The sequence below is a fragment of the Longimicrobium sp. genome, assembly GCA_036389795.1.
Classification (GTDB): domain Bacteria; phylum Gemmatimonadota; class Gemmatimonadetes; order Longimicrobiales; family Longimicrobiaceae; genus Longimicrobium.
The window spans coordinates 22,476-47,365 of the sequence record DASVWD010000019.1 but is presented as its reverse complement, the minus strand read 5'-3'; the positions used below and the strand labels follow the sequence as shown (position 1 = coordinate 47,365).

Here is a 24,890-nt window from a genome sequence, read left to right as displayed (position 1 = left end):
GCGGAGCGCGCGGAAGTAGTCGTCCGAGACGCCGGCGTACAGGACGAACGGCTGCTGGTCGGCGGGCGGCGGCGGCGCCCCCGCGATGGTGAACCCCATGCTGCTCTTGACCGCCGTGGGGGGCATGGTGGCGCTCGCGACTGCGCTCACCCCCGGGAGGCCGCGCAGGCGCTCGGCGAACCGGTCGTGGAAGCGGACCAGCGCCTCCTGCGTCGGATAGCCGCCCCCGGGGAGCTGGACGGAGACCGTCAGCACGCCGTCTGCGTCGAAGCCGAGCGGCGTGCGGGTCATGGCCCAGAGGCTCCGCGCCAGCAGCCCCGCGCCGGTGAGCAGGCTGACGCAGAGCGCGATCTGCGCCGCCACCAGGAGGCCGCGCAGGCGGCTCGAGCGGCGGCCCTCGCTGGCCCCGCGCGTCTCCTCGCGCAGCGTGTCCTGCGGGTCCGTGCGCCCCACCGAGAGCGCCGGCGCCACGCCGAAGGCGATCCCGGTGCAGAGCGCGAGGAGCGCCGTGACGAGCACCGCCCCGCGGTCCAGCGACAGCTCCGCGTAGTCGGGGAGCGCCGGCGGCGCCAGGTCGCGCAGCACGGCCAGCCCCAGCACCGCCAGCGCGAGCCCGGCCGCCCCGCCGGCCGCCGCCAGGCAGACGCTCTCGGCGAGGAGCTGCCGCACCAGCCGCCCGCGCCCGGCGCCCAGCGCCACGCGCACCGCGAACTCCTTGCGGCGGGCAAGGTTACGTGAAAGGAGCGCGCCGGCCAGGTTGGCGCAGGCGATGAGGAGCACCAGGGCCGCGCTCCCCATCAGCATCAGCAGCGGGGTGCGCGCGTCGCCCATCATGGCGTCGCGCAGCGGCATGGCCACGACGCCGATGCTCCCGTTGTCGTCGGGGTGCTCGCGCGCCAGCTGGGCGCCGATGGCCGCCACCTCGCGCGCCGCCGCCCGGTGGGCGACGCCCGGCTTCAGCCGGCCCACCAGGCCCAGCCAGTGCTGGCGCCGCGCGCTCACCGGGTTGCGCAGGGAGGGGCCCAGGTCCATCGGGAAGAAGAAGTCCGCCTCGCCCATGGGCCCCACGAAGCCGGCCGGGAGCACGCCCACCACCGTGCGGGGGATCCCGTTGACGCGCACCTCGCGGCCCAGCACCCCGGGATCGCCCCCCAGCAGGCGCTGCCAGGCGGCGTGGGCCAGCACCACCACGCGCGCCGTGTCGGACGCGGCGTCCTCGGCGACCAGGGCGCGCCCCAGCGGGGGAGACACGCCGAGCGTGCGGAAGAGCCCCGGCTCCACCCACGCGATGCGGGCCACGCGCGGCCCGTCCTCGTCGCCGTAGACGCCGTCCTGCGGCGCCGACATGAACGCGGCCAGGCTCGCGAACGACCGCTGCCGCCGGGCGAGGTCGTCGATGGTCCCGGCGCTCAGGGCCCCGCGCTCCTGCGAGCCGTCCAGGAGGCGCCCGTACACGCGCGCCAGTCGGCCCGCGTCGCGGTAGGGGAGCGCGTCCAGCAGCACCGACTTCACCACGCCGAACACGGCGGCGTTGGCGCCGATCCCCAGGGCGAGCGTGAGCACGGCGAGCAGCGAGAAGAGCGGCGCGCGCAGCGCGGACCGCACCCCGTAGCGCAGGTCCTGCCGCAGGTCGCTCCACCAGCTCGCGCGGCTCTCCTGGCGCACCCGCCTGCGGCCGATCTCCTCCAGCTCGGCCCGGGCCGCGGCCACGTCGCCGAACTCCCTCAGCGCCTGCGCGCGCGCCGCCGCGGGGTCCATCCCCCCCGCCGCCAGCTCGCGCGCGCGCTCCTCCAGGTGGAACGCGATCTCGTCCTCCACCTCGCCCGGCACCCGCGCCTCGGACGCGGGGAGCCGGAACAGCCTGCGGATCCCGGAACTGCGCGCCATCGGTGTGCCTCCCGTGTCGTTCAGGCGGTCCGAAGCACCTTGAAGACGGCGGCCGCGTAGCGCGACCACGTGTCCGCCTTCACGGCGAGCTGCCTCCTCCCCTCGTCGGTCAGCCGGTAGTACCTGGCCTTGCGGTTGTTCTCCGTCAGCCCCCACTCGCACGCGAGCCACCCCCGCTCCTCCATGCGGTGCAGCGAGACGTAGAGGGCGCGGTCCTCCACCTGGAGCTCGGCGTCGGTGGTGCGCTTGATCCACTGGGCGATCTCGTACCCGTGGCGTGGGCCCCAGGAGAGGGTCTTCAGCACCAGCACGTCGAGCGTCCCTTGCAGCAGCTGCAGATCCTCGCGGGCCATCTCTTCTCCCCCGAATCGTTCCCCGGAAATGTTACATGGAGCAAGGTGCGCGCGTCCGGCGCGCCGCGCAAGGGTCTTCGCTTCCGACGCGCGGGAGCGCCTGGAGACGGGCGCTTTCCCCCGCGCCGTGTTACGTTGCTCCGGAAACCGCCGCTCCGCCGCTCCCGTGGAGGATGCAGTGCCGCCGACCCGCTCCATCGCCCTGCTCGTCCCCACGGCCGTCCCCTGGTCGTCGCGGCGGCGCGCGTAGGCGTGGGGACGGGGATGGAGCGCCCGCGCCGGCCCACGCGCGAAGAGATCGCCGCCGCCGAGGGGCGGACGGTGCCGGACGTGATCGCGCCGGGGCTGGACGTGCTCTTCTGCGGGATCAACCCGGGGCTCTACACCGCCGCCGTGGGGCACCACTTCGCGCGGCCGGGGAACCGCTTCTGGAAGGCGCTGCACGCGGGCGGCTTCACGCCCCGCGTCCTCTCGCCCTGGGAGGAGCGGGAGCTGCTCCGCTACGGGTGCGGCATCACCAACGTGGCGGCGCGCGCCACCGCCGCCGCGGCCGAGCTCTCGCGCGAGGAGCTGGCCGAGGGCGGGCGGCTGCTGGAGGAGAAGGCGCGGCGCTTCGCCCCGCGCTGGCTGGCGGTGCTGGGGATGGGCGCGTACCGCACGGCGTTCGGCCGCGCGGGCGCCGCGCCCGGGCCGCAGGACGAGACGGTCGGCGGCGCGCGGGTGTGGATCCTCCCCAACCCCAGCGGCCTCAACGCCAACTACCGTCCCGACGACTTCGCCCGCCTCTTCCGCGAGCTGCGCGAGGCGGTGGAAGCGACGACGAGCGGTCGAACGCAACGCACCGTTTGACTTTCTGGCATCTCTGCCACAAATTGATGGCAGACTTGCCGCAGAGGAGGAAGGCCATGGAATGGTACGAGACCGCGAACGCCCTCGGCGGCACCGCCGTGCTGGGAGACGAGATCCGCACCGGGCCGTCGTTCGTGCAGCGGATCGAGCGGGGGCTTCCCCGTGGGGCGATCCGCCAGCTCAAGCACTTCAGCGGGCTGTCCGACGCGGACCTGTCGGAGGTGATCCCGCGGCGGACCCTCACGAGCCTGCGCAACGTCCAGACGCTCACACCGGAGCAGTCCGACCGCGTCGCGCGGATGGCCGCGATCTTCGTTCTCGCCCAGCGGGTTTTCGGTGACCCCGATGTAGCGCGTGACTGGCTGCTGACCCGCAACCCCGCCCTGGACCACGAAGTCCCGCTTCGTCTCCTCCGTACCGGAAGCGGGGCGCAGCTGGTCGAGACCGTGCTTGTCCGCATCGAGCACGGCGTGTACGAGTGACGTACGTCTGGCGCCTGGCCAGCGGGCGCTATCCGCCGCTCACGGGCGAGGGGGCGAGGATCGCGGGCGGCCGGTGGAATTCCCCGGGCCGCCCGCTCGTTTACGCCTCCGAGTCTCTCGCAGTCTGCCTGGCCGAGTGCCTGGTGCACATCACCGGCCCGCTTCCGCGCGACTACGTCGCCTACAAGCTGTCCATCGAGGAGCACGACATCGAGCGCCTCGATCCCGCTCTGCTCAAGGACGGCTGGAAGACCGACATCGGCTATACGCGCGCGATCGGCGACCAGTGGCTCGACCAGGTGCGCAGCCTCGCTCTCGCCGTCCCTTGCGCGGTTCTGCCCGAAAGCACGAACGTGCTGATCGACCCGATGCATCCCCTCGCCGTGACAGTACGGATCGTCGACCGGCAGCCGTTCCAGTTCGACCCCAGACTCCGTCCTGGCCGCTGATGGATAATCATCATCATCACCACCACGGCAAGCCCGAGCCGCCCGTCGAGCCCGGCTACCCGGAGCACCCCGAGGTCCCGCACGAGGGCGGGCACCTGCCGGGGCCGCGGATGGAGCACGCCGGACACGCCGGCCATCGTCTCGAGACCGCGCACGACGCGCACGGCGGCCACGGCGCGCACGCGGGGCACGGCGGGCACGACAAGCACGCCGGGCACAGCGTGGAGATGTTCCGGGACAGGTTCTGGATCACCCTCCTGCTGACCATCCCCACCGTGGTGTGGGGGCACATGCTGATGCGGCTCACCGGGTGGATGCCGCCGCGCTTCCCCGGCTCGGAGTGGATCCCGCCCGTCTTCGGCACGGCCGTCTTCCTCTACGGCGGGGTCGTCTTCCTCCGGGGCGCCGTCCACGAGCTGAAGGACCGGCTGCCGGGGATGATGACGCTGATCTCGCTGGCCATCACCGTCGCCTTCGTGTTCAGCGCGGCGGTGACGCTGGGATTCCCCGGGATGCCGCTGTGGGAAGAGCTGGCGACGCTGGTCACCATCATGGTGCTGGGCCACTGGATCGAGATGCGCTCCATCTCCCAGGCCCAGGGCGCGCTCCACGAGCTGGCGAAGCTGCTCCCCGACACCGCCGTCCGCGTGGCGGGCGGCCGCACCGAGGAGGTGCCCATCTCGGAGTTGAAGGAAGGCGACGTGGTGCTGGTGCGCCCCGGCGCGGGCGTCCCCGCCGACGGGACGGTGGCCTCGGGCGAGAGCTCGGTGAACGAGGCGATGATCACCGGCGAGTCGCGGCCGGTGCGTAAATCGCCGGGCGAGCGGGTGATCGCCGGGACGGTGAACGGCGAGGGCTCGCTGCGCGTGGAGGTGACGGGGACGGGCGAGCGCACCACGCTCGCGGGGATCATGCGCCTGGTGGAGCAGGCGCAGACCTCGCGCTCGCGCGCCCAGGCGCTGGCGGACCGCGCGGCGCTCTTCCTCACCATCGTGGCCATCGCGGCCGGAGCGGTGACGCTCGCCGCCTGGCTGCTGCTGCGCGCCAACCCCGCCTTCGCCGTGGAGCGCATGGTCACCGTGCTGGTGATCGCCTGCCCGCACGCGCTGGGGCTGGCCGTCCCCCTCGTGGTGGCGATCTCGACCACGCTGGGCGCGCGCGGCGGGCTGCTGGTGCGCAACCGCCGCGGGCTGGAGGAGGCGCGGAGCCTCCAGGCCGTCGTCTTCGACAAGACGGGCACCCTCACCCTGGGCGAGCACCGCGTGGTCGCCGTCGCCGCGGACGGCCTGCCCGAAGGCGATGCGCTGCGGCTGGCGGCGGCCGTGGAGCGCGACTCCGAGCACCCGGTGGCGCGCGCCATCGTGAAGAGCGCGGAGGAGCGCGGCCTCGCCGTCCCCGCGTCGGACGGCTTCGAGGCGATCCCCGGCCACGGCGCGCGGGCGCGGGTGGACGGGCGCGAGCTGCTGGTGGGCGGGCCGAACCTGCTGCGGCGGGAGGGGATCGAGCCGCCTCCCCTGCTCGCGCAGGCGGCGGCTCGCGCCGCCGAGGCTGGACGCTCGGCGGTCTTCCTGGTGGAGGGGGGCCGCGTCCTGGCCGCCTTCGCCACCGCCGATGCGGTGCGCCCCGAGTCTGCCGAGGCGGTGCGGCGGCTGCACGAGAACGGGATCGAGGTGGTGATGCTCACCGGCGACTCGCGAGCCGTGGCGGACTCGGTAGCGCGCGAGCTGGGGATCGACACCGTCTTCGCCGAGGTGCTCCCGGGCGACAAGGCCGACAAAATCCGCGAGATCCAGGCGCGCGGGAAGCGCGTGGCGATGGTGGGCGACGGGGTGAACGACGCCCCCGCCCTGCTCACCGCCGACGTGGGCGTGGCGATCGGCGCGGGGACCGACGTGGCGGTGGAGGCGGGCGACGTGGTGCTGGTGCGGAGCGACCCGCGCGACGTGCCGCGCATCGTGGAGCTGTCGAAGGCCACCTACCGCAAGATGGTGCAGAACCTGTGGTGGGCGGCCGGCTACAACATCGTCGCGATCCCGCTGGCGGCGGGCGTGGCGTCGCGCTGGGGCCTGGTCCTCTCCCCCGCCGTCGGCGCCGTGCTGATGTCGCTCAGCACGGTGATCGTGGCGATCAACGCACAGCTCCTGCGGCGGGCGCGGCTGTGAGTCCCGTGCTCCGCGCCCGTTGCCCTCGCGGGTAGAGCACCGCTACTCGGTATCGGCCTGCTTCCGGAGCGCAGCCCTCCGCCGCGAGATCAGCGTGGCCGCGAGGAGCCCGACGCTCGCGCCCACGCCCGCCCCGGCTGGCGCGGACGGGAGCCCCAGCACCGCGCCGAGCAGACCCATCAGAAGACCCAGCCCCAGCGCGAACGCCAGGAGGACCGCGATGATCGGTCCCCACCCGGTCAGCCTTGCGTTGCCGTCGGTCATGACTCCTCCTCTGCTGGAAGCGAAGCACGGATCAGGGTAACATACCATGGCCGGCTCACGGCAGACCAGGAAATTCCTCGAGCGGAGCACCGAATGACGTGCTGCTGCCTGGAAGCGTACGAGCGGGAGTTCAACCCGCGCCTCGCCGCGCGGAACCTGCGCCGCTACCGCCGCCGCGGCCCGCTGCCGACCACGCGCCTGCTGCTGGAGGCGATCCTGGCCGAGGGCGTCGCCGGCAAGACGCTGCTGGACATCGGCGGCGGCGTGGGCGCGATCGGCCACGAGCTGCTGAAGGCGGGCCTGGAGCATGCCACGCAGGTGGACCTCTCCCCCGCCTACCTGGGCGCGGCCCGGGAAGAGGCCGAGCGGCAGGGCCATCAGCAGCGGACCACGTTTCTCCAGGGGGACGCGGCGGCGATGGACGAGCAGCTCCCCACGGCGGAGATCGTCACCCTGGACCGCGTGATCTGCTGCTATCCGGAGGTGGAGCGGCTGCTGTCCACCGCGGCCCGGCACGCGCGCGAGCTGGTGGGGCTGGCCTATCCGCGCGAGACGTGGTGGGACCGCGCGGCGCTGGCGGCCGCCAACCTCTCCTTCCGCGTCCGCCGCTGCCCCTTCCGCGTGTACCTCCACCCGAGCCGCACGGTCGATGCGCTGCTGCACGGCCACGGCTTCGAGCAGCGGTCCCACCGCGCCACGCTGCTCTGGCAGGTAGCCGTCTACGTGCGTACGATACGCTCCTGATCGCCATCTGCGGCCGTCTGGCTTGGCTGCTATCCGTGCCCCACTAAGCCGTGTTCAGGTTCGCCGCATGGATAAGCCGTCTGTGTACGTGGAGACCACGATCCCGAGCTTCTATCACACAACTCGTACCGGGGACGTCGTACGTGTGCAGCGGGAGTGGACGCGGCGCTGGTGGATGGAGGCAGGAGACCGGTACACCCTGGTCACGTCCGACGCGGTGCTCGATGAGCTGACCGAAGGTGACTATCCCAGCAAAGCGGATTGTCTTGCCATGATGAGCGCACTTCCGCTGCTGGAAATCACTCCGGCGATTGCTGAGATCGTCGACGCATACTTTCAGCACCGCCTGATGCCTGCCGATCCTCGAGGCGACGCGTTGCATCTGGCGCTCGCCTCTTACCACAAATGCGAGTTCCTGGTAACCTGGAACTGCCTGCATTTGGCAAACGCGAACAAGTTCGGGCATATTCGTCGCGTCAACACGCTGCTGGGGCTGTACGTTCCAGCGATCGTCACTCCTCTGGAGTTGTTGGGAGGCAATGATGAACCCGGCGCCTGAGCCAGTGCGTGACGAAAGTGAAGAGGTGATCGCGGAAGTACGCTCGGCCCGGCACCGGATCTCAGCCCGGTTCGGACACGATCCCTACGCGCTGGTCAACTACTATATCGAGCGGCAGCAGCAGCATAAGGATCGGCTCGTCCGCGCTACGGAACCTCCAGAGAAGCTCGACTCGGCCAGTTCTGCAGACGGGGAGTGAGCGTCACCGCGGCAGCTGCGGGAGCTGGCCCGCGCTGGCGGCGGCGCGGCCGTGAGAGCGCTTCTTCCTCGCCTACGACCCGCTCCGGACGGCACGGCGGGTCAGGCGCGTGCCGGTCCTGATCCTCCAGGGCACCACGGACCGCAACGTGCCGCCGGGCGACGCCGAGAAGCTCGCCGCGGCCTTCCGCGCCGCCGGCAACCCGGACGTCACCGTGCGGGTGTTCGAGGGCTTCAACCACGTCTTCCTGCGGGACCCGGACGGGGAACCCCCGGCGCTACGGCGCCCTCCCCTCCTTCCTGGTGCCGGCGGAAGTGCTCGGGCCGCTGGCCGACTGGCTGGCCGTGCGCCTGCGGCGGTAGCGCGCGCTCCGCGCGAGGCTCACCGCGGCCGGGAGGGCGCCCGCCGGTACGGCGCGAGCAGCGTCTCCAGCTCCTGGCGCGCGGCGTCCTCCGGGGTGCGGTCCTCCAGCAGCACCCAGAGGAAGCGGCCTCCGTTGAACATCGACTGGATCGCCGCGGCCAGGCGCTCCGGGTCGGCCTCCGGCGCCAGTTCCCCCGCCTCCACCGCCTCGCGCAGCCACCCCCGGAACAGCTCGCGCTCCGCCTGGAAGAAGCGCACGGCCTCGGCGCGGAAGTCGGGGTCGGTCACGTCGAGCTGCAGCATGGCGAGCTGGTTGGCCAGCTCCTCGGGCGTGCCGAACGCGCGCGCGGCGTGGGCGCCGTACCCGAAGAGCGCGTCCAGCGGCGACCGGTGCGCTGTGCGGAACCCCGTGAAGTGCTCCCCCGGCGTCACGTTGTAATGGCGGATCGCCGCCAGGAGCAGGTCGCGCTTCGACCCGAAGCGCTGCACCAGCGCCCCCGCCGTCACCCCCACCTCCCGCGCGACGTCGCCCAGCGTCATCCGCTGCGGGCCCAGGCGCGAGATGGCCTGGATCACCGCGCAGAAGACGTCCTCGTCCGTCGCCTTCCTCGCCCGTGGAGCCATGACCCTTGACGTAAGGTGAATGAAGATTTAGTTTCGCATCCTAAATCTCCGTTTAGTATACACGCGGCGAAACGCGGATGCCAGGGAGATGAGAATGGGCGTTGGAGGGAGGTGGGATCTGCGCCGCTACCGCGCCCAACCCACGTGGCAGGGTGGGTAGATTCTTCGGCCCTGCGACCACTCGAGCGGACGCTGGTTCGGTGTGGTCGGGCCTCAGAATGACGGCCCTTGAGAAGGCCGGTGAGGGTTCGGACAAAACGCGAGCAGGAGGTGGCCGATGGGAGCGCTGGAGGGCAGGGTCGCCGTGGTCGCGGGGGCGACGCGGGGGGCGGGGCGCGGGATCGCGTGCATGCTGGGCGAGGCGGGGGCGACGGTCTACTGCACCGGGCGCAGCGTGCGGGGGGCGACGTCGGGGCGGCCGGAGACGATCGACGACACGGCGGAGATGGTGACGAGCCACGGCGGCACCGGCATCGCCGCGCGGACGGACCACACCGACCGCGAGCAGGTGCGCGCGCTGTTCGACCGCGTCGCGCGGGAGCAGGGGCGCCTGGACGTGCTGGTCAACAACGTCAACGGCGACGACCTGGCGGACTGGAGCAAGCCGTTCTGGAAGCAGTCGCTCGACAGGGGCCTGCAGCTGATCGAGCGCGGGGTGCACTCGCACCTCATCACCACCCACGCCGCCCTCCCGCTCATGCTGGACGGCGGGGGCGGCGGGCTCGTGGCCGGGATCACCGACCTCGGCGCGATGAGCTTCTTCCACGGCCTCGAGAAGCAGTCGGTGATGCGCATGGCCGAGCTGCTGGCGCCCGAGCTGCGCCCGCACGACGTGGCGGTCGTCGCCGTCACCCCCGGGTACCTGCGCTCGGAGGCGGTGCTGGAGCACTGGGGCGTCACCGAGGAGAACTGGCGCGACGCGGTGGCGAAGGACCCCTACTTCGCCAGCAGCGAGACGCCCTTCTACGTGGGCCGCGCCGTGGCCGCGCTCGCCGCCGACCGGCGGGTGATGCTGAAGACGGGGACGACGCTCAAGTCGTGGGAGCTGGCCGAGGAGTACGGCTTCACCGACGTGGACGGCGCGCGGCCGCACTGGGAGCGCTTCATGGCGCCCACCCTCGAGGAGCGGTGGGGAAAGATCGCGGCCCGCGTGCGGAAGGAGTTCGAGAAGCACGGGCTCGACCCCGCGGCCGTCGTCGAGGAAGATCCGGCGAGTCACACGCTGCGCGCCCGGCTCTCGGCCAACGGCGACCCGCCGCGCTGGCTCCGGCAGGAGCTCTCGATGCTGGAGCTGGTCTACGGCGACCCGAAGCGCCTGGCGGCGGACTTCTACCAGCGCTTCGAGCAGCTCCGGTAGCGGCACGGCAGTGTGTTAGTCCTTAGTCCTTAGTGCTGAGTGGCCTCGGAGCGATCCTCGACCTTTGCACTAAGGACTAAGCACTAAAACACTAAGCACTTGGGTTTGACCGACCCGGGGAGGAGAGGATGCGGCCACTGGAGGGACAGGTCGCCGTCGTCGCCGGCGCCACGCGCGGGGCCGGCCGGGGGATCGCCTGCATGCTGGGCGAGGCGGGCGCCACCGTCTACTGCACCGGGCGCAGCGTGCGCGGGAGCCCGCCGGCCGCGGGCGTCTACGCCGGCCGCCCGGAGACGATCGAGGAGACGGCGGAGATGGTCGCCGCGCGCGGCGGCGAAGGCATCCCCGTCCGCGTCGACCACCTGGTGGAGGAGGAGGTGGCGGCGCTGTTCGACCGCGTGCGGCGCGAGCAGGGGCGGCTGGACGTGCTGGTCAACGACATCTCCGAGGGCGTCGTCCACGAGTGGAAGCCGTTCTGGCAGCTCTCGCTGGACCTGGGGTTCCAGGCGCTGCGGCAGGGGATCCAGACGCACGTGATCGCCAGCCGCCACGCCGCGCCGCTGATGGTCGAGGCCGGCCGCGGGCTGATCGTGGAGATCGGCGACGGCGACACGCTCGACTACCGCGGCACCCTCTTCTACGACCTGGTGAAGGTCACCGTGTCCCGCCTGGCCTGGGCGATGGCGGAGGAGCTGCGCCCGCGCGGGGTGGCGGCCGTGGCACTCACCCCCGGCTACATGCGCACCGAGTACGCGCTCGACCTCTTCGGCGTGACGGAGGAGAACTGGCGCGAGGGGGCGAAGAAGGACCCCGCCTTCCTGGCCTCCGAGACGCCCTTCTTCGTCGGCCGGGCGGTGGCCGCGCTGGCCGCGGACCCGCGGGTGCTGGAGAAGTCGGGCGGCCTGTACAGCTCGTGGGGCCTGGCGCGCGAGTACGGCTTCACCGACGTCGACGGCTCGCGCCCGGACCTGGGCAGGCACTTCGAGGAGCACTTCGGCGGCTCCCCCCACGGCCCGCCGAAGACCGGCCTGCGCTGGACGATCTCTGGCGTACATCGTCCTCCAGCATGATTTTATCTCAACTGGCGTCCTTGTGGACCACCTCGGTCAAGAGAACCATGAAGGAAGACCTGTTCGAAGAGCTTGTCGAAAGCATCAAGGAAGCAGGTGCTTACCTGCGCGGCGAACAAGTACCGGCGCGCATCACCATCCTCCCTTCCCCACTGGCCCCTCCTCGCGAGGATGCAGGCCCATGCCGGCCCAAGCCGCCCGTCTAAAGCGCGCCGCACCTAAGCACTTCTGTCCGACGCGGGCGGGAACCACTCCGCCAGGTATTCCACCACGCCCGTGAAATCGGTCCCCGCGCAGCGATAGGCGATGTAGCCGTCGGGGCGGACGAGGTACTGCGCGGTGTCCTTCACCCCGAGCATCGCGAGCACATCGCCGCCGGCGTCCACCAGCGCGCCTGCCGTGGGACTCCTCGTCAGATGTCGCACGGCCAGCAGGTTACCGTGGCGCGCGGTGAGGTCGGCCAAGCGCTGCGAATCCCAGGCAGCGACGGGGCCGCAGAGGAGGAGGTGGAGCCGCGGGCCGGCGAGCTCCGCCTGGAGGAAGGTGGCGCGGCCGTCACGCGTCACGGGAGCGTCGGGGAGCCGGTCGCCGGCGCGCGGGCCGGCGCGCAGGCGAGGCCCCCCCTCGGCGACGGCGGGGCTGCGCCGGTAGCGAATCGCGAGCTGCGACACGAAGCGGAAGGCGTACGCCCGCAGCCGCGCCGACGACCCAGCCCACCGGATCACCCGCGCCACCACCGTCCGCCGGAACCAGGCGGCGAGTCCCCCCGACGTGTTTAACCGCGCCACGAAGCCGAAGGCCCGGTCGGTGTTGCGCAGGAGGAAGCGCCCCACCGGCCAGCGCTCCGCCTGGTACGAGTCGACCAGGCGCGCGTCCGCCGCGCCGCGCGCCACCAGCGCCAGCTTCCACCCCAGGTTCCACGCGTCCTGCACGCCGGTGTTCATCCCCTGCCCGCCGACCGGGCTGTGGATGTGCGCCGCGTCGCCGGCCAGGAAGACGCGCCCCGCCCGGTAGCGCGCCGCCTGCCGGTGGTGGAGCCGGAACTCCGTCATCCACGCCGGGTCGCGCAGCCGCACCCCGCCCCCGGTCGCCCGGTCGACGATCGCCTGCAGCTCGTCGAGCGTGAGGTCGGGGGGATCCGGCGCGTCCGCGTCCGCGGCGGCGCCCGGCGGCCGCATCCCGATCACCCGCCAGCCGCGCGGATGGCCGAGCGGGAAGAGCATCGCGATCCCCCCGTCGCGCGAGAAGGCGTGGATTACCCCCGGCTCGAGCGGCCCGTCCGCCTCCACGTCGCCGAGCGCGAACTCCTGCGGATAGCGGTCGCCCTCGTACGGAATGCCCGTCTTCTTGCGCACCGTGCTGTGCGCGCCATCGCAGCCGGCCAGGTACGCCGCCGCGATCCGCTCCTCGCGCCCGTCGCCGTGGCGCAGCACGCAGCGCACCTCGTCTCCCCCGTCCTCGAGCTCGACCAGCTCCACGCCGCGCTCGATGACGATCCCTTCCGCCGTGAGGTGGTCGATGAGCACGGCCTCCGTCTCGGCCTGGGAGATGAAGAGGACGAAGGGGTAGCGCGTGTTCTTCGCCGCGAAGCCGCCCAGCCGGATCTCCGCCGCCAAGCGCCCGTCGAAGTGGATGCGGGCGCGCGACCCCGGCGTCCCGCGCGCGGCGAGCGTGTCGCCCAGGCCGAGGCTCTGCAGCAGTTCCAGCGTGCGCGCCTGCACCGCGAGCGCGCGCGACTCGTTCGTGCGGTCGGTCACGCGGTCGACGATGCGGAAGCGCGCGCCGAACCGCCGGAGCTGGGCCGCGAGCGCCAGCCCCGTCGGCCCCGCGCCGACGACCAGCACGTCGAGGCCGGGACCGCGCCCGGAGCTGGAACCAGAGGGTTGCGCCGTCACCATCCTGCGCGTGGGCCGGAGGCGGAACGCGGGAACGCGGGAGTCGCGCCCAACCTACGGCGGCGGCCCGCCTCCCGGCCAGCGGGGAGGCGAGATTTCCGAGCGTGCGAAAGGGCCGGGCGCGCTTCGCCCGGCCCTTCTTGCCGCGTCCGCTCGGCCGACGGACTCAGTTGCGTGGCGCGTTCCGCGGATCGTCGGCCGGGTTCACGTAGGTGAGCGCCCAGGGGCCGACGTTGTTGAGCTGCACCACAGTCTCGCCCCTGGCGCGGGCGAAGTGCGCAGTGCCCGGCGCCATCGACGCGTAGGTGCCCGCCGGGAGGTCGGCCAGCTTCGACTCGTCGAACGTGGTGCCCATCCCCACCTGGAAGGTGCCGGAGATGACGGTGACGCGCTCGTTCCCGGGGTGCACGTGCGGCGCGATGCGGTAGCCGTCGGGGAGCCAGATGCGGAGGGTGAACGGCCCCGGCTGCGAGGGATCGCCCTCCAGCAGCGCCATCCTGGCCCCGGGCGGGAGGCTCGGCGGCGCGGGGGCCCACTGGATGCTCGCCGGAGTGGCCACGATCGCGTGCGCCTCGGGCGCGCCGGTGTTGGCGGCGGGGGCGACCTGCGCCGCGGCGGTTCCGGCGGCGAGCACGAGGGCGGCGGTGAAGACCAGGGCTTTCATGGGCGATCCTCCTTCGGGTGAAAGGGATCATTCGGGGAGCGGGATGGTCCCCGGACGAGGGGCGGCGCGCAGGAGGCCGGGTGGGGTGGGCCGGAAGGCGCGCGGAGACGGCCCGTGCACCCCGAAGCGGGCCGGCCGCCGGAAAGGTCCCCGGCGGCCGTCTTCGGCGAGCCTGCACACGTTGGCCCCACGACCGCCGCACGGCAAGCTTCGCGTCGCGGAGGAGCGGCCCGGGGAGGATGCAGCGGCCTTCGCGCGCCGGGAGATGCGGCGCGCGGGCCGCGGCGGAGCGTTCCGCATCGGAGTACCTGGGGAACGACGAGCCGGCCCCTCCCCCGCGTCCGCGGAAGAGGGGCCGGCTGTCCCCTGTACTCCGTCCCCCGCGGCTCTCTACAGCTCGCTCCCGCAGATCTCGCAGTACCAGGCCTGGGGCTCGTTGATGGCGCCGCACTCCTTGCAGAGCAGCGCCTCGCCGCTCTTGCCCTTCGTGGGCGCGGCGCCCGCGGGGCTGAAGCCGTCGCCCGAGCCGCCGGTGAACTCGGCGGCGGGCTCGGCGGGCGCAGGGGCGGCCGGCCGCTGGGCGCCGCCGGAGATGGCGCGGTCCAGCTCCTCCAGGAACGCCAGATCGTCGGCCTCCAGCTCGCCGCCGGCGGCCGCGTCGGCGGGGGCGACGTCCTCCTCCAGGTCCTTCAGGAACGCCAGCTCGTCGCCGCCCTCCGCGGGGGCCGCAGCCCACCCCGCCCCGCCCCCGCTCCCGGCGGCGTCCAGCCACGGCAGCTCGTCGGCCGCGTCGCCCGGCTGCGTCTGCGGCGAGGCCGGCGCGCCGCCGAACTCGTTGGCCAGCGGGTCCCACCCGTCCTCGGCCGGCGCGCCCGCCGCGGGCGCGGGGCCCGTCTCCACGAAGCCGACCTCGGCCTCCACCTCGCTGATCCACGCCGCCAGGTCCTCGCCCGACGGGACCTCCGCCCCCGTCCCCGCTTCCGCCGCGGGCGCTCCACCCTCGGCCCTGGCGGTCTCCCCCACCCCGCCCTCCACGTCGCCCGCGAACTCGATCACCGGCTCGTACTCGTCCTCGGCGGCGCCCCCGAACCCGGCCTCCGGCTCGGGAGCGAAGCCGCCCACGAGCCCCGGCTCCACCGCGGCCGCGGCCCCGTACCCGTCCCCGATCTCCGGCTCGGCCTCGAGCTCCGCCGCCGCGGGCTCGGGGCCGGCGATCTCGGCGGCCAGGCCGGAGAGGCGCTCCACCTCGCCGCGCGCGCGGGCCAGCTCGTCGTCGGCGGCGCCGACGTCGGACTCCAGCCGGGGGCGCGCCTGCTCCCAGGCGGCCTCGTCCAGCTCGCCGATCAGGTGGCGGAGCCGCTGTTCCTCCAGCGCCTCGGCGGCCTGCGCGCGGCGCTCCTCGGCCGCGGAGAGCGCGCCGCGCACGGCTTCCAGGTCGCGCTCGATCTCCTCGCGGTGCGCGCCCAGCTCCCCGGTCACCCGCGTCAGGCGCTCCTGGTAGTCGGCGCGGACGCGCTCGGCCACGCGGCTGGGGGCGCCGGTGCCCACCTCGTCCAGCTTGGCGATCCAGGTGCGCAGCTGCTCGCGCTGGCGGATCAGCTCTTCGACGTCGGAGCCGGCCTGCGGGCCGGCGTCGTTCCTGGGAGTCATTCCTGGCGTCCTTCGGGTTGAGGAGCGGCCTGGCTCAGCCGCGGAACATGTCGAGCACCACCTCCACCACCTCCGCCGCGGGGACGGGCTCCACCGCCGCGTTCTTGGGGAAGGCGGGCGGCTGGAAGAGCGCGCGGTCCAGGTGGCGGTCGTACCCGCTCCACCCGCCCTCCTCCACGCCGGACAGGAGGGCGATGGCCGGGTTCAGCTTGCTGTCCAAGTCGTCGGCGTAGTGGAGGATGAGCGCCTCCAGCGTCTGCGGCACCTTGGGGCTCGCCCACTCGTGGCGCCCCTGGTGGCTGGCGACCAGGTGCTGCAGGTGCAGCAGCCGCTCGGGGGCGAGCCCGGGGACCCCCTCGGCCTCGCGCGCCACGACCTGGATCCCCAGCACGATGTGCCCCAGCAGGTGCCCCTCGTCGGTGTAGCCGAAGGTGCGCCGCGCGGAGAGCTCGCGCACCTTGCCGATGTCGTGCAGGAGCGCGCCGGCGAGCAGCAGGTCGCGGTCGAGCCGCGCCCCCTGCGCCTGGTAGTGCGCGCACAGCCGGTCGGCCGCCTTGGCGACGGAGAGCGAGTGCTCCAGCAGCCCGCCCAGGTACGCGTGGTGGTTGCGCTTGGCCGCCGGGTGCAGCCGGAACTGCCGCCCCAGCGTGCTCTTGCGCCCCACGCAGCGCAGGAGCAGCGTCCGGAGCGCGGGATCGGCCACGGTGTCCACCAGCAGGTCCAGCTCCTTCCCCATCACCCCCCGGTCGCGCGGACTGGCGGGGAGGAAGAGCTCCAGGTCGTCGTCGCCGATCTCGAGCGGCTCGAGCGCGGTGACGCTGATCTCCACCCTGCCGTTGTACAGGCTCGTCCGCCCGCGGACGCCCACCACGTCCTCGGCGCCGAAGAGGGCGTCGTAGCGCTCGGCGAAGTCCCACACCTTGGCCTCCACCGTCCCCGTGCGGTCGCCGAGGACCAGGTGCAGGTAGGGCTTGGCGGCCTTGGTCTCCTTGCGGTGCTTCTCGTGCACCAGGTAGCAGGCCACCACGTCGCGCCCGTCGGCCAGGTCGCGCACCAGGGGCCAGCCCGGCGCGCCGCAGAACGAGCGCGGGTCCCGCATCGGCGCGGGAGGACGGGAGAGCGCGAGCCCGCTCACCGGCCCGCCTCCGCCGACCACACGGTGCGCCCGGCGACGATCGTCCGCACGGCGCGGCAGCGCAGCCTGCGCCCGTCGAAGGGGGTGTTGCGGCTCCTGGAGAGGAACTTCTTCACGTCCACGGTCCACTCGGAGAGGGGGTCCATCAGGGTCACGTCGGCCTTGGCGCCCACGCGGAGCGTGCCCAGCCCGAAGCGGTCGAGCCGGAGCGCCCGCGCGGGGGCGCAGCTCATCCGGTCGACCAGGGCGGAGAGGTCCAGGAGCCCCGTCGCCACCAGCTCGGTGAAGGCCAGCCCCAGCGCCGTCTCCAGCCCCACGATGCCGAAGGGCGCGTCCTCGAACGCCTGCTCCTTCTCGTCGTAGTGGTGCGGCGCGTGGTCGGTGGCGATCACGTCCAGCGTGCCGTCGGCCACCCCCTGGCGCACCGCGTCGCGGTCGGCCTCCGAGCGCAGCGGCGGGTTCATCTTGGCGCTGGTGTCGTACCAGCCGACCGCGGCGTCGGTGAGCGTGAAGTGGTGCGGCGTGGCCTCGGCGCTGACGCGCACCCCCTTCGCCTTCGCCGCGCGGATCAGCTCCACGCCGCCCCGCGTGGCCACGTGCTGCACGTGCAGCCGCCCGCCGGTCAGCTCCGCCAGCAGCAGGTCGCGGGCGATCATCACGTCCTCGCTCGCGTTGGGGATCCCGGTGAGCCCCAGGCGGCTGGCGATGATCCCCTCGTTCATCGACCCCCCGCGCGAGAGCGTCGGCTCCTCCGCGTGCACGGCCACGGGGAGGTCGAAGCTCTGCGCGTACTCCAGCGCCATGCGCATGATGCCGGCGTGGGTGACCGGCTTCCCGTCGTCGGTCACGCAGACGGCCCCCGCCTCCACCAGCTCGCCGAACTCGGTGAGCTGCTCGCCCCGCTGGCCCAGGGTGATGCACCCGCTGGGGTAGACCCGCGCCCCGCGCGCCTTCTCGCGCACCAGCTCGCCCTGCGCGCGGACGAAGCCCACGGCGGCGGGCGAGTCGATCACGGGGTCGGTGTTCGGCATCGCCACCACCGCGGCGAAGCCCCCGGCCGCCGCGGCCAGCGCCCCGCTGGCGATCGTCTCCTTGTGCTCCTGCCCCGGCTCGCGGAGATGCACGTGCACGTCGATCAGCCCCGGGGCGACCACGATCCCGGACGCGTCGATCACCTCCGCGCCGTCCGGCGCCGCGAGCGACTCGCCCAGCTCGGCCACCCTGCCGTCGACGAGGGCCAGGTCGAGCACCGCGTCCAGCCCCTGCGACGGGTCCACCACCCGGCCGCCGCGCACCAGCACCGGCCTCACGCCTCGCCTCCCCGCTTGACGTCCGCGGCCTGCTCGGGCTGGCCGCCGGAGAGGAGGTAGAGCACGGCCATGCGCACCGCCACGCCGTTGGTCACCTGCTGCAGGATCACCGAGTGCGGCCCGTCGGCCACGTCGCTGTCGATCTCCACCCCGCGGTTCATCGGCCCCGGGTGCAGCACCAGCAGCTCGCGCGGCGCCCGCTCGATCCGCTCGCGGCTCACCCCGAAGACGCGGTTGTACTCGCGCAGGGAGGGGACGAAGCCCGCCTTCATCCGCTCCAGCTGCAGGCGCAGGACGTTCAGCACGTCCGCCCACTCGATCGCCTCCTCGATGCGCCGGAAGACGGTCACCCCCAGCTCGTGCACGCTGGGCGGCATCAGCGTGAGCGGGCCGCAGACGGCCACCTCGGCGCCCAGGCGCTTGAGCCCGTGCAGGTTGGAGCGGGCCACCCGCGAGTGCAGCACGTCGCCGCAGATGCAGACCCTGAGGCCCTCGATCTTCCCCCTGTGGTCGCGGATGGTGAGGAGGTCCAGCAGGCCCTGCGTGGGGTGCTCGTGCTTGCCGTCGCCCGCGTTGATCACGCTGGAGGGGATGCGCTCCGCCAGGAAGCGCGCCGAGCCCGAGGAGGAGTGGCGGATGACGACCATGTCGATCCCCATCGCCTCCAGGTTGCGCGCCGTGTCCACCAGCGTCTCGCCCTTCTGCACGCTGGAGCCGGTGGTGGAGATGCTCACCGTGTCGGCCCCCATGCGCTTCTCGGCGAACTCGAAGGAGACGCGGGTGCGGGTGGAGTTCTCGAAGAAGGCGTTGACGATGGTGCGCCCGCGCAGCGCCGGCACCTTGCGCACCGGGCGGACGGAGATCTCCTTGAAGTGCTCGGCGGTGTCGAGGATGGCCTGGATCTGCTCGCGGGTGAGCTCCTCCAGCCCCACCAGGTCCTTGCCGAAGGAGGGGGCGGCGACCTCGGCCTGCGCCATCACGCCTCCCCGTGCACCAGCTCCACCCCCAGCCGGCCGTCGATCTCCGGCACCAGCACCTCCACCCGCCCTCCATCCGGCACCTCCACCCGCTCGCCCACCACGTCCGCGCAGATCGGCAGCTCGCGCCCCCCGCGGTCGACCAGGACGGCCAGCAGCGTCCGCCGCGGCCGGCCGAAGTCGGCCAGCTCGTCGAGCGCCGCGCGCACGGTGCGCCCCGTGTAGAGCACGTCGTCCACGATCACCACCACCCGCTCGTCGATCCCGCTCCCGGGGAGCCGCGTGGGGCCGATGACCGGGCGGGGGCCCACCACCATCAGGTCGTCGCGGTAGAGGGTGATGTCGAGCGAGCCGGTGGGAACGGGGCGGCCGTCCAGCGCCTCGACCGCGTCGGAGATGCGCTCGGCCAGCTCCACGCCGCGGCGGTGGATCCCCACCAGGACCAGGCTCTCGGTGCCGCCCGCCAGGCGGAGGATCTCTTCCGCCATGCGCGAGAGCGCCCGCTCCACCGCGGGCGGGTCCATGATGGAGCGGCGGTTGTCGTTCATGTAGGGGGGGTGGGTGCGCGGATGCCCAAGGGGTTGGGGAAAGGTATCCTGGGGGCGGTGGGGTGTCAACGAAGCGAACGCGGTGCACGCCGGGGAGAGTGCGGAGCTGCTTCGACGGCTCCGGCGCGGCGGCGAGGCCCCCGCCCCGGCGCCTGGCGCGCCTGTCCCTCCCCCCGAGCTCCAGGGGAGGGACTTCCGGCGCTTCGCGCGGCTTACGACGGCGGGTCGGCCGTGTCCTGCGGGTTGACCTGGCTGCGGCGGCGGGCGCGGAAGAAGGCGCGCAGCATCTCGCCCGCCTCCTCGGCGAGGACGCCCGCCGTCAGCTCGACGCGGTGGTTGAGCTTCGGGTACTGCACCAGGTTCTCCAGCGACCCCGACATCCCCGCCTTGGGGTCGGCGGCCGCGTACACCAGCCGCGGGACGCGCGCGAGCACGATGGCGCCCGAGCACATGGCGCACGGCTCCAGCGTGACGTAGAGCGCGCAGTCCAGCAGCCGCCAGTGCCCGATCGCCTGCGCGGCGCGGCGGATGGCCACCATCTCGGCGTGGGCGCTGGGGTCCTGCAGCGTGTGCGTCAGGTTGTGCCCGCGCGACACCAGCTCGCCGCCGCGGACGATCACCGCCCCCACCGGCACCTCGCCCAGCGCCTCGGCCGCGCGCGCCTCCTCCAGCGCCAGCCGCATCCAGTGCTCGTCCTGCGCCTCTTCGGTCATCATGATCACCGTAGGGGCGAGGCCTGCCTCGCCCGGGGGATGCCGGTTCATGCGTTCGCGGCAGCCACTTGCGCCGAAACCACCTGTCCTCGGACTCGCAGGCTCGCCCCTACGAACCAATCGCGGGGGAGCGCGCTCGGCAAGGCGCGCCCACGATAGCAGCCCGCCACGCTCCCACGCCACCCGCGAAAACGCGAAGACCCTCCCCCGTGGCCGGGAGAGGGTCCTGCGCGGAAAGTCCTGCGGGCCGCAGCCGGGTCGGCCGGTCCTACGACTCGACCGGCTCGCGGTCGACGTGGCGGAAGAGGCCGGTGACGCGGCCCAGCAGCGAGAAGTCCTCGTGCTCCTTCACCAGGATCGGCGGGTAGTTCGGGTTGGCCGGCTCCAGGATCACCTGGTCGTCCTTCTCGAAGTAGCGCTTCACCGTCCCCTCGCCGTCGATGCGCGCGGCCACGATGTCGCCGGCCTTCACCTCGTCCTGGTCCACGGGCTCCACGGCCACCAGGTCGCCGTCCTGGATGCCCACGCCCTCCATGCTGTCGCCGCTCACCCGCAGGAAGAAGGCGTCGGCCGAGGGCACCAGCTTGCGGTCGATCTCGTAGCTCTCGGCCACGTTCTCGCGCACCAGCGCCGGCGTGCCGGCCGAGATCGTCCCGTAGAGCGGCACCGAGAGCACCTGCGGGTACAGGTTCATCCCGATGATCTTCACCCCCCGCGAGCGCGAGGCGTCGCGCTCGATGTGGCCCTTGTCGGCCAGCGACTGGAGGTGCTCCGAGACCGTCTTGGTGGACTTGATGCCGAAGCGCTTGCCGATCTCGCGGATGCTCGGCTGGTACGTGTTCTCGCGGAGGTAGTCGACGAGGTAGTTGAGAATCCTGCGCTCGATCTTGGTCAACGGCTCGGGCATGGCTGCCTCCTTTGACCCGCTGGACGAGGAATTTTACCGGCAGAAGATGCGAAGCGGCGAGCGCCGTCCGCGTGAAATGCGCAGGAATGGAAGAGAAGAGATACGCAGTGGTGCGCACCCCCTCTTCCTCCTCACCAACCCCATCCACCACCCAGGGGGCGCCGGTGGTACACATCCGTGTAGCAGAAGACCGGTGTGTTTCCGCGCTATCCGGCGTCGTATCGCAACTTAGGCGCGTGCCCAAGGATTGTCAACGATTTCCTAAACACCCTGCGCCGCGCCCAGCCGCTCCCGCGCCGCGTCGATCCGCCTGAGCGTCCGCTCGCGCCCCAGCGCCGCCACCACCGCGTCGATCCCGGGGCTCGCGGCGCTCCCGGTGAGGGCGATCCGGAGCGGCTGCGCCACCTTGCCGAACCCCGCGCCGACGCGCTCGGCCGCCGCCCGTAGCGCGCCCTCGATCGCCGCCGGCTCCCACGGCTCCACCCCGGCCAGCGCCTCGCGCACCGCCAGGAGCCGCGCGCCGGTCTCCCCCGCGTCTTTCCAGTGCTTCGCCACCGCGTCGGGCTCGTACTCCAGCTCCACGTCGAAGAAGATCCTCGCCTTCTCGGCGATCTCGACGGTGGTGCGCGCGCGGGGCTTGAACATCTCGATCACGGCCTCCAGCCAGGCGCGCCGCTCCTCCACCTCGCCCGGCTCCATCAGTCCCAGCCGCACCAGCTGCTCGCCCACCAGAGGCACCAGCTCCGCGGCGGGCCTGTTCATGATGTACTGCCCGTTCATCCAGAAGAGCTTCTCCAGGTCGAAGACCGCGCCCTTCTTGTTGATGCGCTCCAGCGAGAAGAGCTCCACCATCTCGTCCACGCTCATCAGCTCGCGGTCGCCGCCGGGGTTCCACCCCAGGAGCGCCAGGAAGTTGACCAGCGCCTCGGGGAGGACCCCCTGGCCGGCGTAGTCGCCCACGGCCACGGCGTTCCTGCGCTTGGAGAGCTTCTTCCCGTCGTCGCCCAGGATCATCGGCAGGTGCGCGAAGGTGGGCACCTGCGCGCCCAAGGCCTGGTAGAGGAGGATCTGCTTGGGCGTGTTGGCCACGTGGTCCTCGCCGCGCACCACGTGGGTGATGCGCATGTCGATGTCGTCCGACACCACCGCCAGGTTGTAGATCGGGGTGCCGTCGGAGCGCAGGATCACCAGGTCGTCGATGCTCTCGTTGTCGAAGCGGATCGGCCCGTACACCTCGTCGTTCCACTCCGTGGCGCCCTCGGGGACGCGGAAGCGCACGGTGAACGGCTCGCCGGCGGCGGCGCGGGCGTCGCTCTCCTCGCGCGGGACCGCGCGGCAGGCGCGGTCGTAGCGGTACTCCACGCCGGCGGCCTGGCGCTTGGCCTCCAGCTCCTCGGGAGTGCAGAAGCAGCGGTACGCCTTCCCCTCGGCCAGCAGCCGCTCGGCGTCGGCCCTGTGGCGCTCGAAGCCGGCGGTCTGGAAGAAGGGCCCCTCGTCCCAGCTCAGGCCGAGCCAGGTCATCCCCTCCAGGATCGTCCGCGTCGACTCCTCGGTGCTCCGCTCGCGGTCGGTGTCCTCGATGCGCAGCACGAAGACGCCCCCCTCCCTGCGGGCGAAGAGCCAGTTGAAGAGCGCCGTGCGGGCGCCCCCCACGTGCAGGTAGCCCGTGGGGCTCGGTGCGAAGCGGACGCGGACCTGGTCGGCCATCCTGGAGTGATCCTCTTGTCGGCGAAGCGCCTGCCGGCGCGGTTGAGAGCTTGTAGAACCTGAAAAGCTATCCCCCGAAGCGTCCTCTGTCACCCCCGTGCCGCGCGTCCTGAACAGATAGAGAAGCGGGACCGGATCTTCCCGGCCCCGCCTGGGCTCTGCTACGGCGGCTGCGAATCCTCAGCAGATGACCTGCTGGCATCCCGTGACGTACACGCTCTTCGACAGGGAAGTTGCCTCTCCCCGGGAGTCGTAGACGTCGAGGCGCAGCTCGACCCTCCCCTCGCCGCCGACCTCCTCGCTGTAGGCCGCCTCGGTGCCCACCAGCTCCCAGTCCCTGTACCAGCGGTAGGTAAAAGGCGGCTCCCCCGCGGTCACGTCCGCCGTCCAGGTGGCGGTGCTGCCGCTCAGCACCGTCCCCGGCCCACCGATGGTCACTCGTACCTGGTCCGTGTACGTGATCGTCATGTCGGCCGCGGCCAGCACGTTCGACCTCAGCCAGGCCAGGAAGGTCGCCTTGTCCGGCTTCAGGTCTACCCGTCCCGCGGAGTAGCTGAGCGTGAGGCGTGCTTCCCAGGTGCCGTTTCCGGCGTCCTGAAAGTCGCCTACAGCTGTTTGCACGCCAATGCCACGGGAATCGTTGATCTGCAGCGTGCCGACGTCCGCGTCGCGCGGCGACGGATCGACGATCACACCTCCGGCGGTACGAGTGACGCCGGGGGACGAAAGATAGACCGGACATGTCGAGGGATCGGTATGCTGCAGCTCGAACTGGAGGAATCGCCAGCCCTGGTCGTATTCCGTCGGGCAGCCGTGCAGTCCCAAACCGTCGTCATGACAGGCGGGGAGGAAGACGATCGCACAACCCGCAACGAGGATGGCTGTGGTACGATTGCGCATGATTCCTCACTGCGCCGAAACGGTGGCCGGCTCGAAGGCGACGGGCCGTCCGCCGCGCACCCCGAGCCGGACCTCCCGGCCGAGGAAAGGCTCATAGAACACTTCTTCCTGCGGCTGGACCTCGGCGGGGGTGAACACCTGGCCGTAGAGCCCGACGTACAGCTCACGGACGACGCGTCCGGCACCCCTTGCGGCCGTACGGACGGTGACCGGGCGGTCCAGGGTCACCTTCCAGCGGGAGAACACCGCATCGTAGTGGCGACCCGGAAGCAGGAGATCGGGAACGAGGGCCGCCCGCGCACCCGAGGCGTTGGCGGCAATCTGGACCGCACGTTCCGGAGACACGGGCATCGTGAAGCCGCGGCCGACCGGAATGGGGGTCGGAAGAACGTCGTCCCCGTACCGCGAGGGAAAACGCAGCTCTTTGCCCTCCACCCAGGCACCGGTGTAGGCCGCCACCGAGATCTCCATCACCGGGATCCCGTCCGGCGAGACCATGTAGAGGATGTAGCGCGGACCGAACACGTTGCGGAGCCCGGGGTGCACGTCCGGGGGCACGGCCGTGTAGGGGGTGGCGGCATAGTAGACAGGAGAGCCGATCTTCAACGAGTTGAGGTCGATCCGGCGGCCATGACGCTCTTCCAGGTACTCGTGGAAGTACTTCGCGAAGGTGTGCACCCAGGCCACGGCGATTTCTTTCGCCTGCTCGGCCGTGATCTGGGGGTACGCCTCGGCGGGGGGCGCCGGCAGGTTGAAGCGGCCGTCCGCATCGAGCTCCGCGGCGAGCTGCGGGACGACGTACGCGCGCACGTCGCCGGGATAGAGCGGCTCCGGACTCTGCGGCCCGCGGTCGCACGCGGCGACGCCGATGGTTCCCACCACGACCGCGCTCCACAGAAGCTCCGGCCGCCAGGGCCGCGAAGTCCGTGACGTCGCTCTCCCGGGCATGATGCCTCACACGTTGCGATGGACCGTTCTGTCGCCCCCAAGCAATCAGGCTTCACCGCGAGCCAGATCCCACACGCAGATTACCCCTACTTATACATGTCAATCGACATTTTACTCGGAGAAAGGCTGAATGCGTGCGCAACGTTCGACAATCTCCACGCCAGGGGGTCTACG

At 72.3% G+C, this 24,890-nt stretch carries 25 protein-coding genes; 9 read left to right on the top strand and 16 right to left on the bottom strand.

Features of this window, described 5'->3' with window-relative positions; translation table 11 throughout:
• Both VF746_02275 and VF746_02270 read right to left on the bottom strand, forming a co-directional pair.
• Positions 1-1,887, bottom strand: a 1,887-nt coding sequence (locus VF746_02275) for an ABC transporter permease (GenBank protein HEX8691241.1), incomplete at its 3' end; no start/stop codon positions are given.
• 20 nt (positions 1,888-1,907) lie between these two features.
• The gene (locus tag VF746_02270; protein HEX8691240.1) at positions 1,908-2,240 is read right to left on the bottom strand and encodes a PadR family transcriptional regulator; all 333 of its coding nucleotides are present in this window, start codon (positions 2,238-2,240) and stop codon (positions 1,908-1,910) included.
• A 264-nt stretch (positions 2,241-2,504) separates the two neighbouring features.
• Between VF746_02270 and mug the strand changes: the two genes are divergently transcribed.
• The 4 genes from mug to VF746_02250 are packed head-to-tail and all read left to right on the top strand — an operon-like array spanning position 2,505 to position 6,182.
• Entirely contained in the window at positions 2,505-3,089 is a 585-nt protein-coding gene (gene mug / locus VF746_02265; protein HEX8691239.1) for a G/U mismatch-specific DNA glycosylase, read from the top strand.
• Positions 3,090-3,145: 56 nt separating this feature from the next.
• On the top strand, positions 3,146-3,571 hold the full coding sequence (locus VF746_02260) for an antitoxin Xre/MbcA/ParS toxin-binding domain-containing protein (GenBank protein ID HEX8691238.1): 426 nt from the start codon (positions 3,146-3,148) through the stop codon (positions 3,569-3,571).
• Positions 3,568-4,020 (top strand): RES family NAD+ phosphorylase, encoded by a 453-nt coding sequence (locus tag VF746_02255; protein ID HEX8691237.1) that lies wholly within the window; start codon positions 3,568-3,570, stop codon positions 4,018-4,020. The genes VF746_02260 and VF746_02255 overlap by 4 nt, the downstream gene beginning before the upstream one ends.
• Positions 4,020-6,182 carry a heavy metal translocating P-type ATPase gene (locus tag VF746_02250; GenBank protein ID HEX8691236.1) on the top strand — a complete coding sequence of 721 codons (2,163 nt, stop codon included), beginning with the start codon at positions 4,020-4,022 and terminating at the stop codon, positions 6,180-6,182. Before VF746_02255 ends, VF746_02250 begins: the two co-directional genes overlap by 1 nt.
• A gap of 42 nt (positions 6,183-6,224) precedes the next feature.
• On the opposite strand, the gene VF746_02245 is transcribed toward VF746_02250, so the two are convergent.
• Positions 6,225-6,446 carry a hypothetical protein gene (locus VF746_02245; protein HEX8691235.1) on the bottom strand — a complete coding sequence of 74 codons (222 nt, stop codon included), beginning with the start codon at positions 6,444-6,446 and terminating at the stop codon, positions 6,225-6,227.
• A 93-nt stretch (positions 6,447-6,539) separates the two neighbouring features.
• On the opposite strand from VF746_02245, the gene VF746_02240 reads away from it, so the two are divergent.
• Together VF746_02240 and VF746_02235 are read left to right on the top strand one after the other, a co-directional pair.
• Entirely contained in the window at positions 6,540-7,190 is a 651-nt protein-coding gene (locus VF746_02240; GenBank protein HEX8691234.1) for a class I SAM-dependent methyltransferase, read from the top strand.
• 88 nt (positions 7,191-7,278) lie between these two features.
• Positions 7,279-7,749, top strand: a complete 471-nt coding sequence (locus VF746_02235) for a type II toxin-antitoxin system VapC family toxin (GenBank protein ID HEX8691233.1) — start codon at positions 7,279-7,281, stop codon at positions 7,747-7,749.
• Positions 7,750-8,329: 580 nt separating this feature from the next.
• On the opposite strand, the gene VF746_02230 is transcribed toward VF746_02235, so the two are convergent.
• Positions 8,330-8,935 (bottom strand): TetR/AcrR family transcriptional regulator, encoded by a 606-nt coding sequence (locus VF746_02230; GenBank protein ID HEX8691232.1) that lies wholly within the window; start codon positions 8,933-8,935, stop codon positions 8,330-8,332.
• 277 nt (positions 8,936-9,212) lie between these two features.
• Here VF746_02230 and VF746_02225 point away from each other — a divergent pair, with 277 nt between their 5' ends.
• The 3 genes from VF746_02225 to VF746_02215 all read left to right on the top strand — a co-directional run bounded on the left by VF746_02225 (position 9,213) and on the right by VF746_02215 (position 11,568).
• Positions 9,213-10,292, top strand: coding sequence for an SDR family oxidoreductase (locus VF746_02225; protein HEX8691231.1), 1,080 nt, complete (start codon positions 9,213-9,215; stop codon positions 10,290-10,292).
• A 128-nt stretch (positions 10,293-10,420) separates the two neighbouring features.
• Positions 10,421-11,362: an SDR family oxidoreductase gene (locus VF746_02220; GenBank protein ID HEX8691230.1), complete on the top strand. Its 942-nt coding sequence runs from the start codon at positions 10,421-10,423 to the stop codon at positions 11,360-11,362.
• Positions 11,363-11,409: 47 nt separating this feature from the next.
• Complete coding sequence (locus VF746_02215) at positions 11,410-11,568, top strand: hypothetical protein (GenBank protein ID HEX8691229.1); 159 nt, start codon at positions 11,410-11,412, stop codon at positions 11,566-11,568.
• A gap of 12 nt (positions 11,569-11,580) precedes the next feature.
• On the opposite strand, the gene VF746_02210 is transcribed toward VF746_02215, so the two are convergent.
• The 12 genes from VF746_02210 to VF746_02155 form a co-directional block, all read right to left on the bottom strand.
• On the bottom strand, positions 11,581-13,260 hold the full coding sequence (locus tag VF746_02210) for an FAD-dependent monooxygenase (protein HEX8691228.1): 1,680 nt from the start codon (positions 13,258-13,260) through the stop codon (positions 11,581-11,583).
• Positions 13,261-13,423: 163 nt separating this feature from the next.
• Positions 13,424-13,921 (bottom strand): cupin domain-containing protein, encoded by a 498-nt coding sequence (locus VF746_02205; protein HEX8691227.1) that lies wholly within the window; start codon positions 13,919-13,921, stop codon positions 13,424-13,426.
• A 390-nt stretch (positions 13,922-14,311) separates the two neighbouring features.
• Positions 14,312-15,571 carry a zinc ribbon domain-containing protein gene (locus tag VF746_02200; GenBank protein ID HEX8691226.1) on the bottom strand — a complete coding sequence of 420 codons (1,260 nt, stop codon included), beginning with the start codon at positions 15,569-15,571 and terminating at the stop codon, positions 14,312-14,314.
• Between the two features lie 34 nt (positions 15,572-15,605).
• Positions 15,606-16,706 carry an HD domain-containing protein gene (locus VF746_02195; GenBank protein HEX8691225.1) on the bottom strand — a complete coding sequence of 367 codons (1,101 nt, stop codon included), beginning with the start codon at positions 16,704-16,706 and terminating at the stop codon, positions 15,606-15,608.
• A complete protein-coding gene (locus tag VF746_02190) occupies positions 16,703-18,016 on the bottom strand; it encodes a dihydroorotase (GenBank protein ID HEX8691224.1) in 1,314 nt (437 codons plus the stop codon). Before VF746_02190 ends, VF746_02195 begins: the two co-directional genes overlap by 4 nt.
• Positions 18,013-18,993, bottom strand: a complete 981-nt coding sequence (locus VF746_02185; GenBank protein HEX8691223.1) for an aspartate carbamoyltransferase catalytic subunit — start codon at positions 18,991-18,993, stop codon at positions 18,013-18,015. The genes VF746_02190 and VF746_02185 overlap by 4 nt, the downstream gene beginning before the upstream one ends.
• Complete coding sequence (pyrR, locus tag VF746_02180; GenBank protein ID HEX8691222.1) at positions 18,993-19,541, bottom strand: bifunctional pyr operon transcriptional regulator/uracil phosphoribosyltransferase PyrR; 549 nt, start codon at positions 19,539-19,541, stop codon at positions 18,993-18,995. Before pyrR ends, VF746_02185 begins: the two co-directional genes overlap by 1 nt.
• Before the next feature lie 212 nt (positions 19,542-19,753).
• Positions 19,754-20,305, bottom strand: coding sequence for a tRNA adenosine(34) deaminase TadA (gene tadA / locus VF746_02175; GenBank protein HEX8691221.1), 552 nt, complete (start codon positions 20,303-20,305; stop codon positions 19,754-19,756).
• Positions 20,306-20,522: 217 nt separating this feature from the next.
• Positions 20,523-21,161 (bottom strand): transcriptional repressor LexA, encoded by a 639-nt coding sequence (gene lexA, locus VF746_02170; protein ID HEX8691220.1) that lies wholly within the window; start codon positions 21,159-21,161, stop codon positions 20,523-20,525.
• Positions 21,162-21,422: 261 nt separating this feature from the next.
• Positions 21,423-22,868, bottom strand: a complete 1,446-nt coding sequence (gene gltX, locus VF746_02165) for a glutamate--tRNA ligase (protein HEX8691219.1) — start codon at positions 22,866-22,868, stop codon at positions 21,423-21,425.
• A 180-nt stretch (positions 22,869-23,048) separates the two neighbouring features.
• Positions 23,049-23,768 carry a hypothetical protein gene (locus VF746_02160; GenBank protein HEX8691218.1) on the bottom strand — a complete coding sequence of 240 codons (720 nt, stop codon included), beginning with the start codon at positions 23,766-23,768 and terminating at the stop codon, positions 23,049-23,051.
• A 6-nt stretch (positions 23,769-23,774) separates the two neighbouring features.
• Positions 23,775-24,650, bottom strand: a complete 876-nt coding sequence (locus VF746_02155) for a hypothetical protein (GenBank protein ID HEX8691217.1) — start codon at positions 24,648-24,650, stop codon at positions 23,775-23,777.
• Between the last annotated feature and the right edge of the window lie 240 nt (positions 24,651-24,890).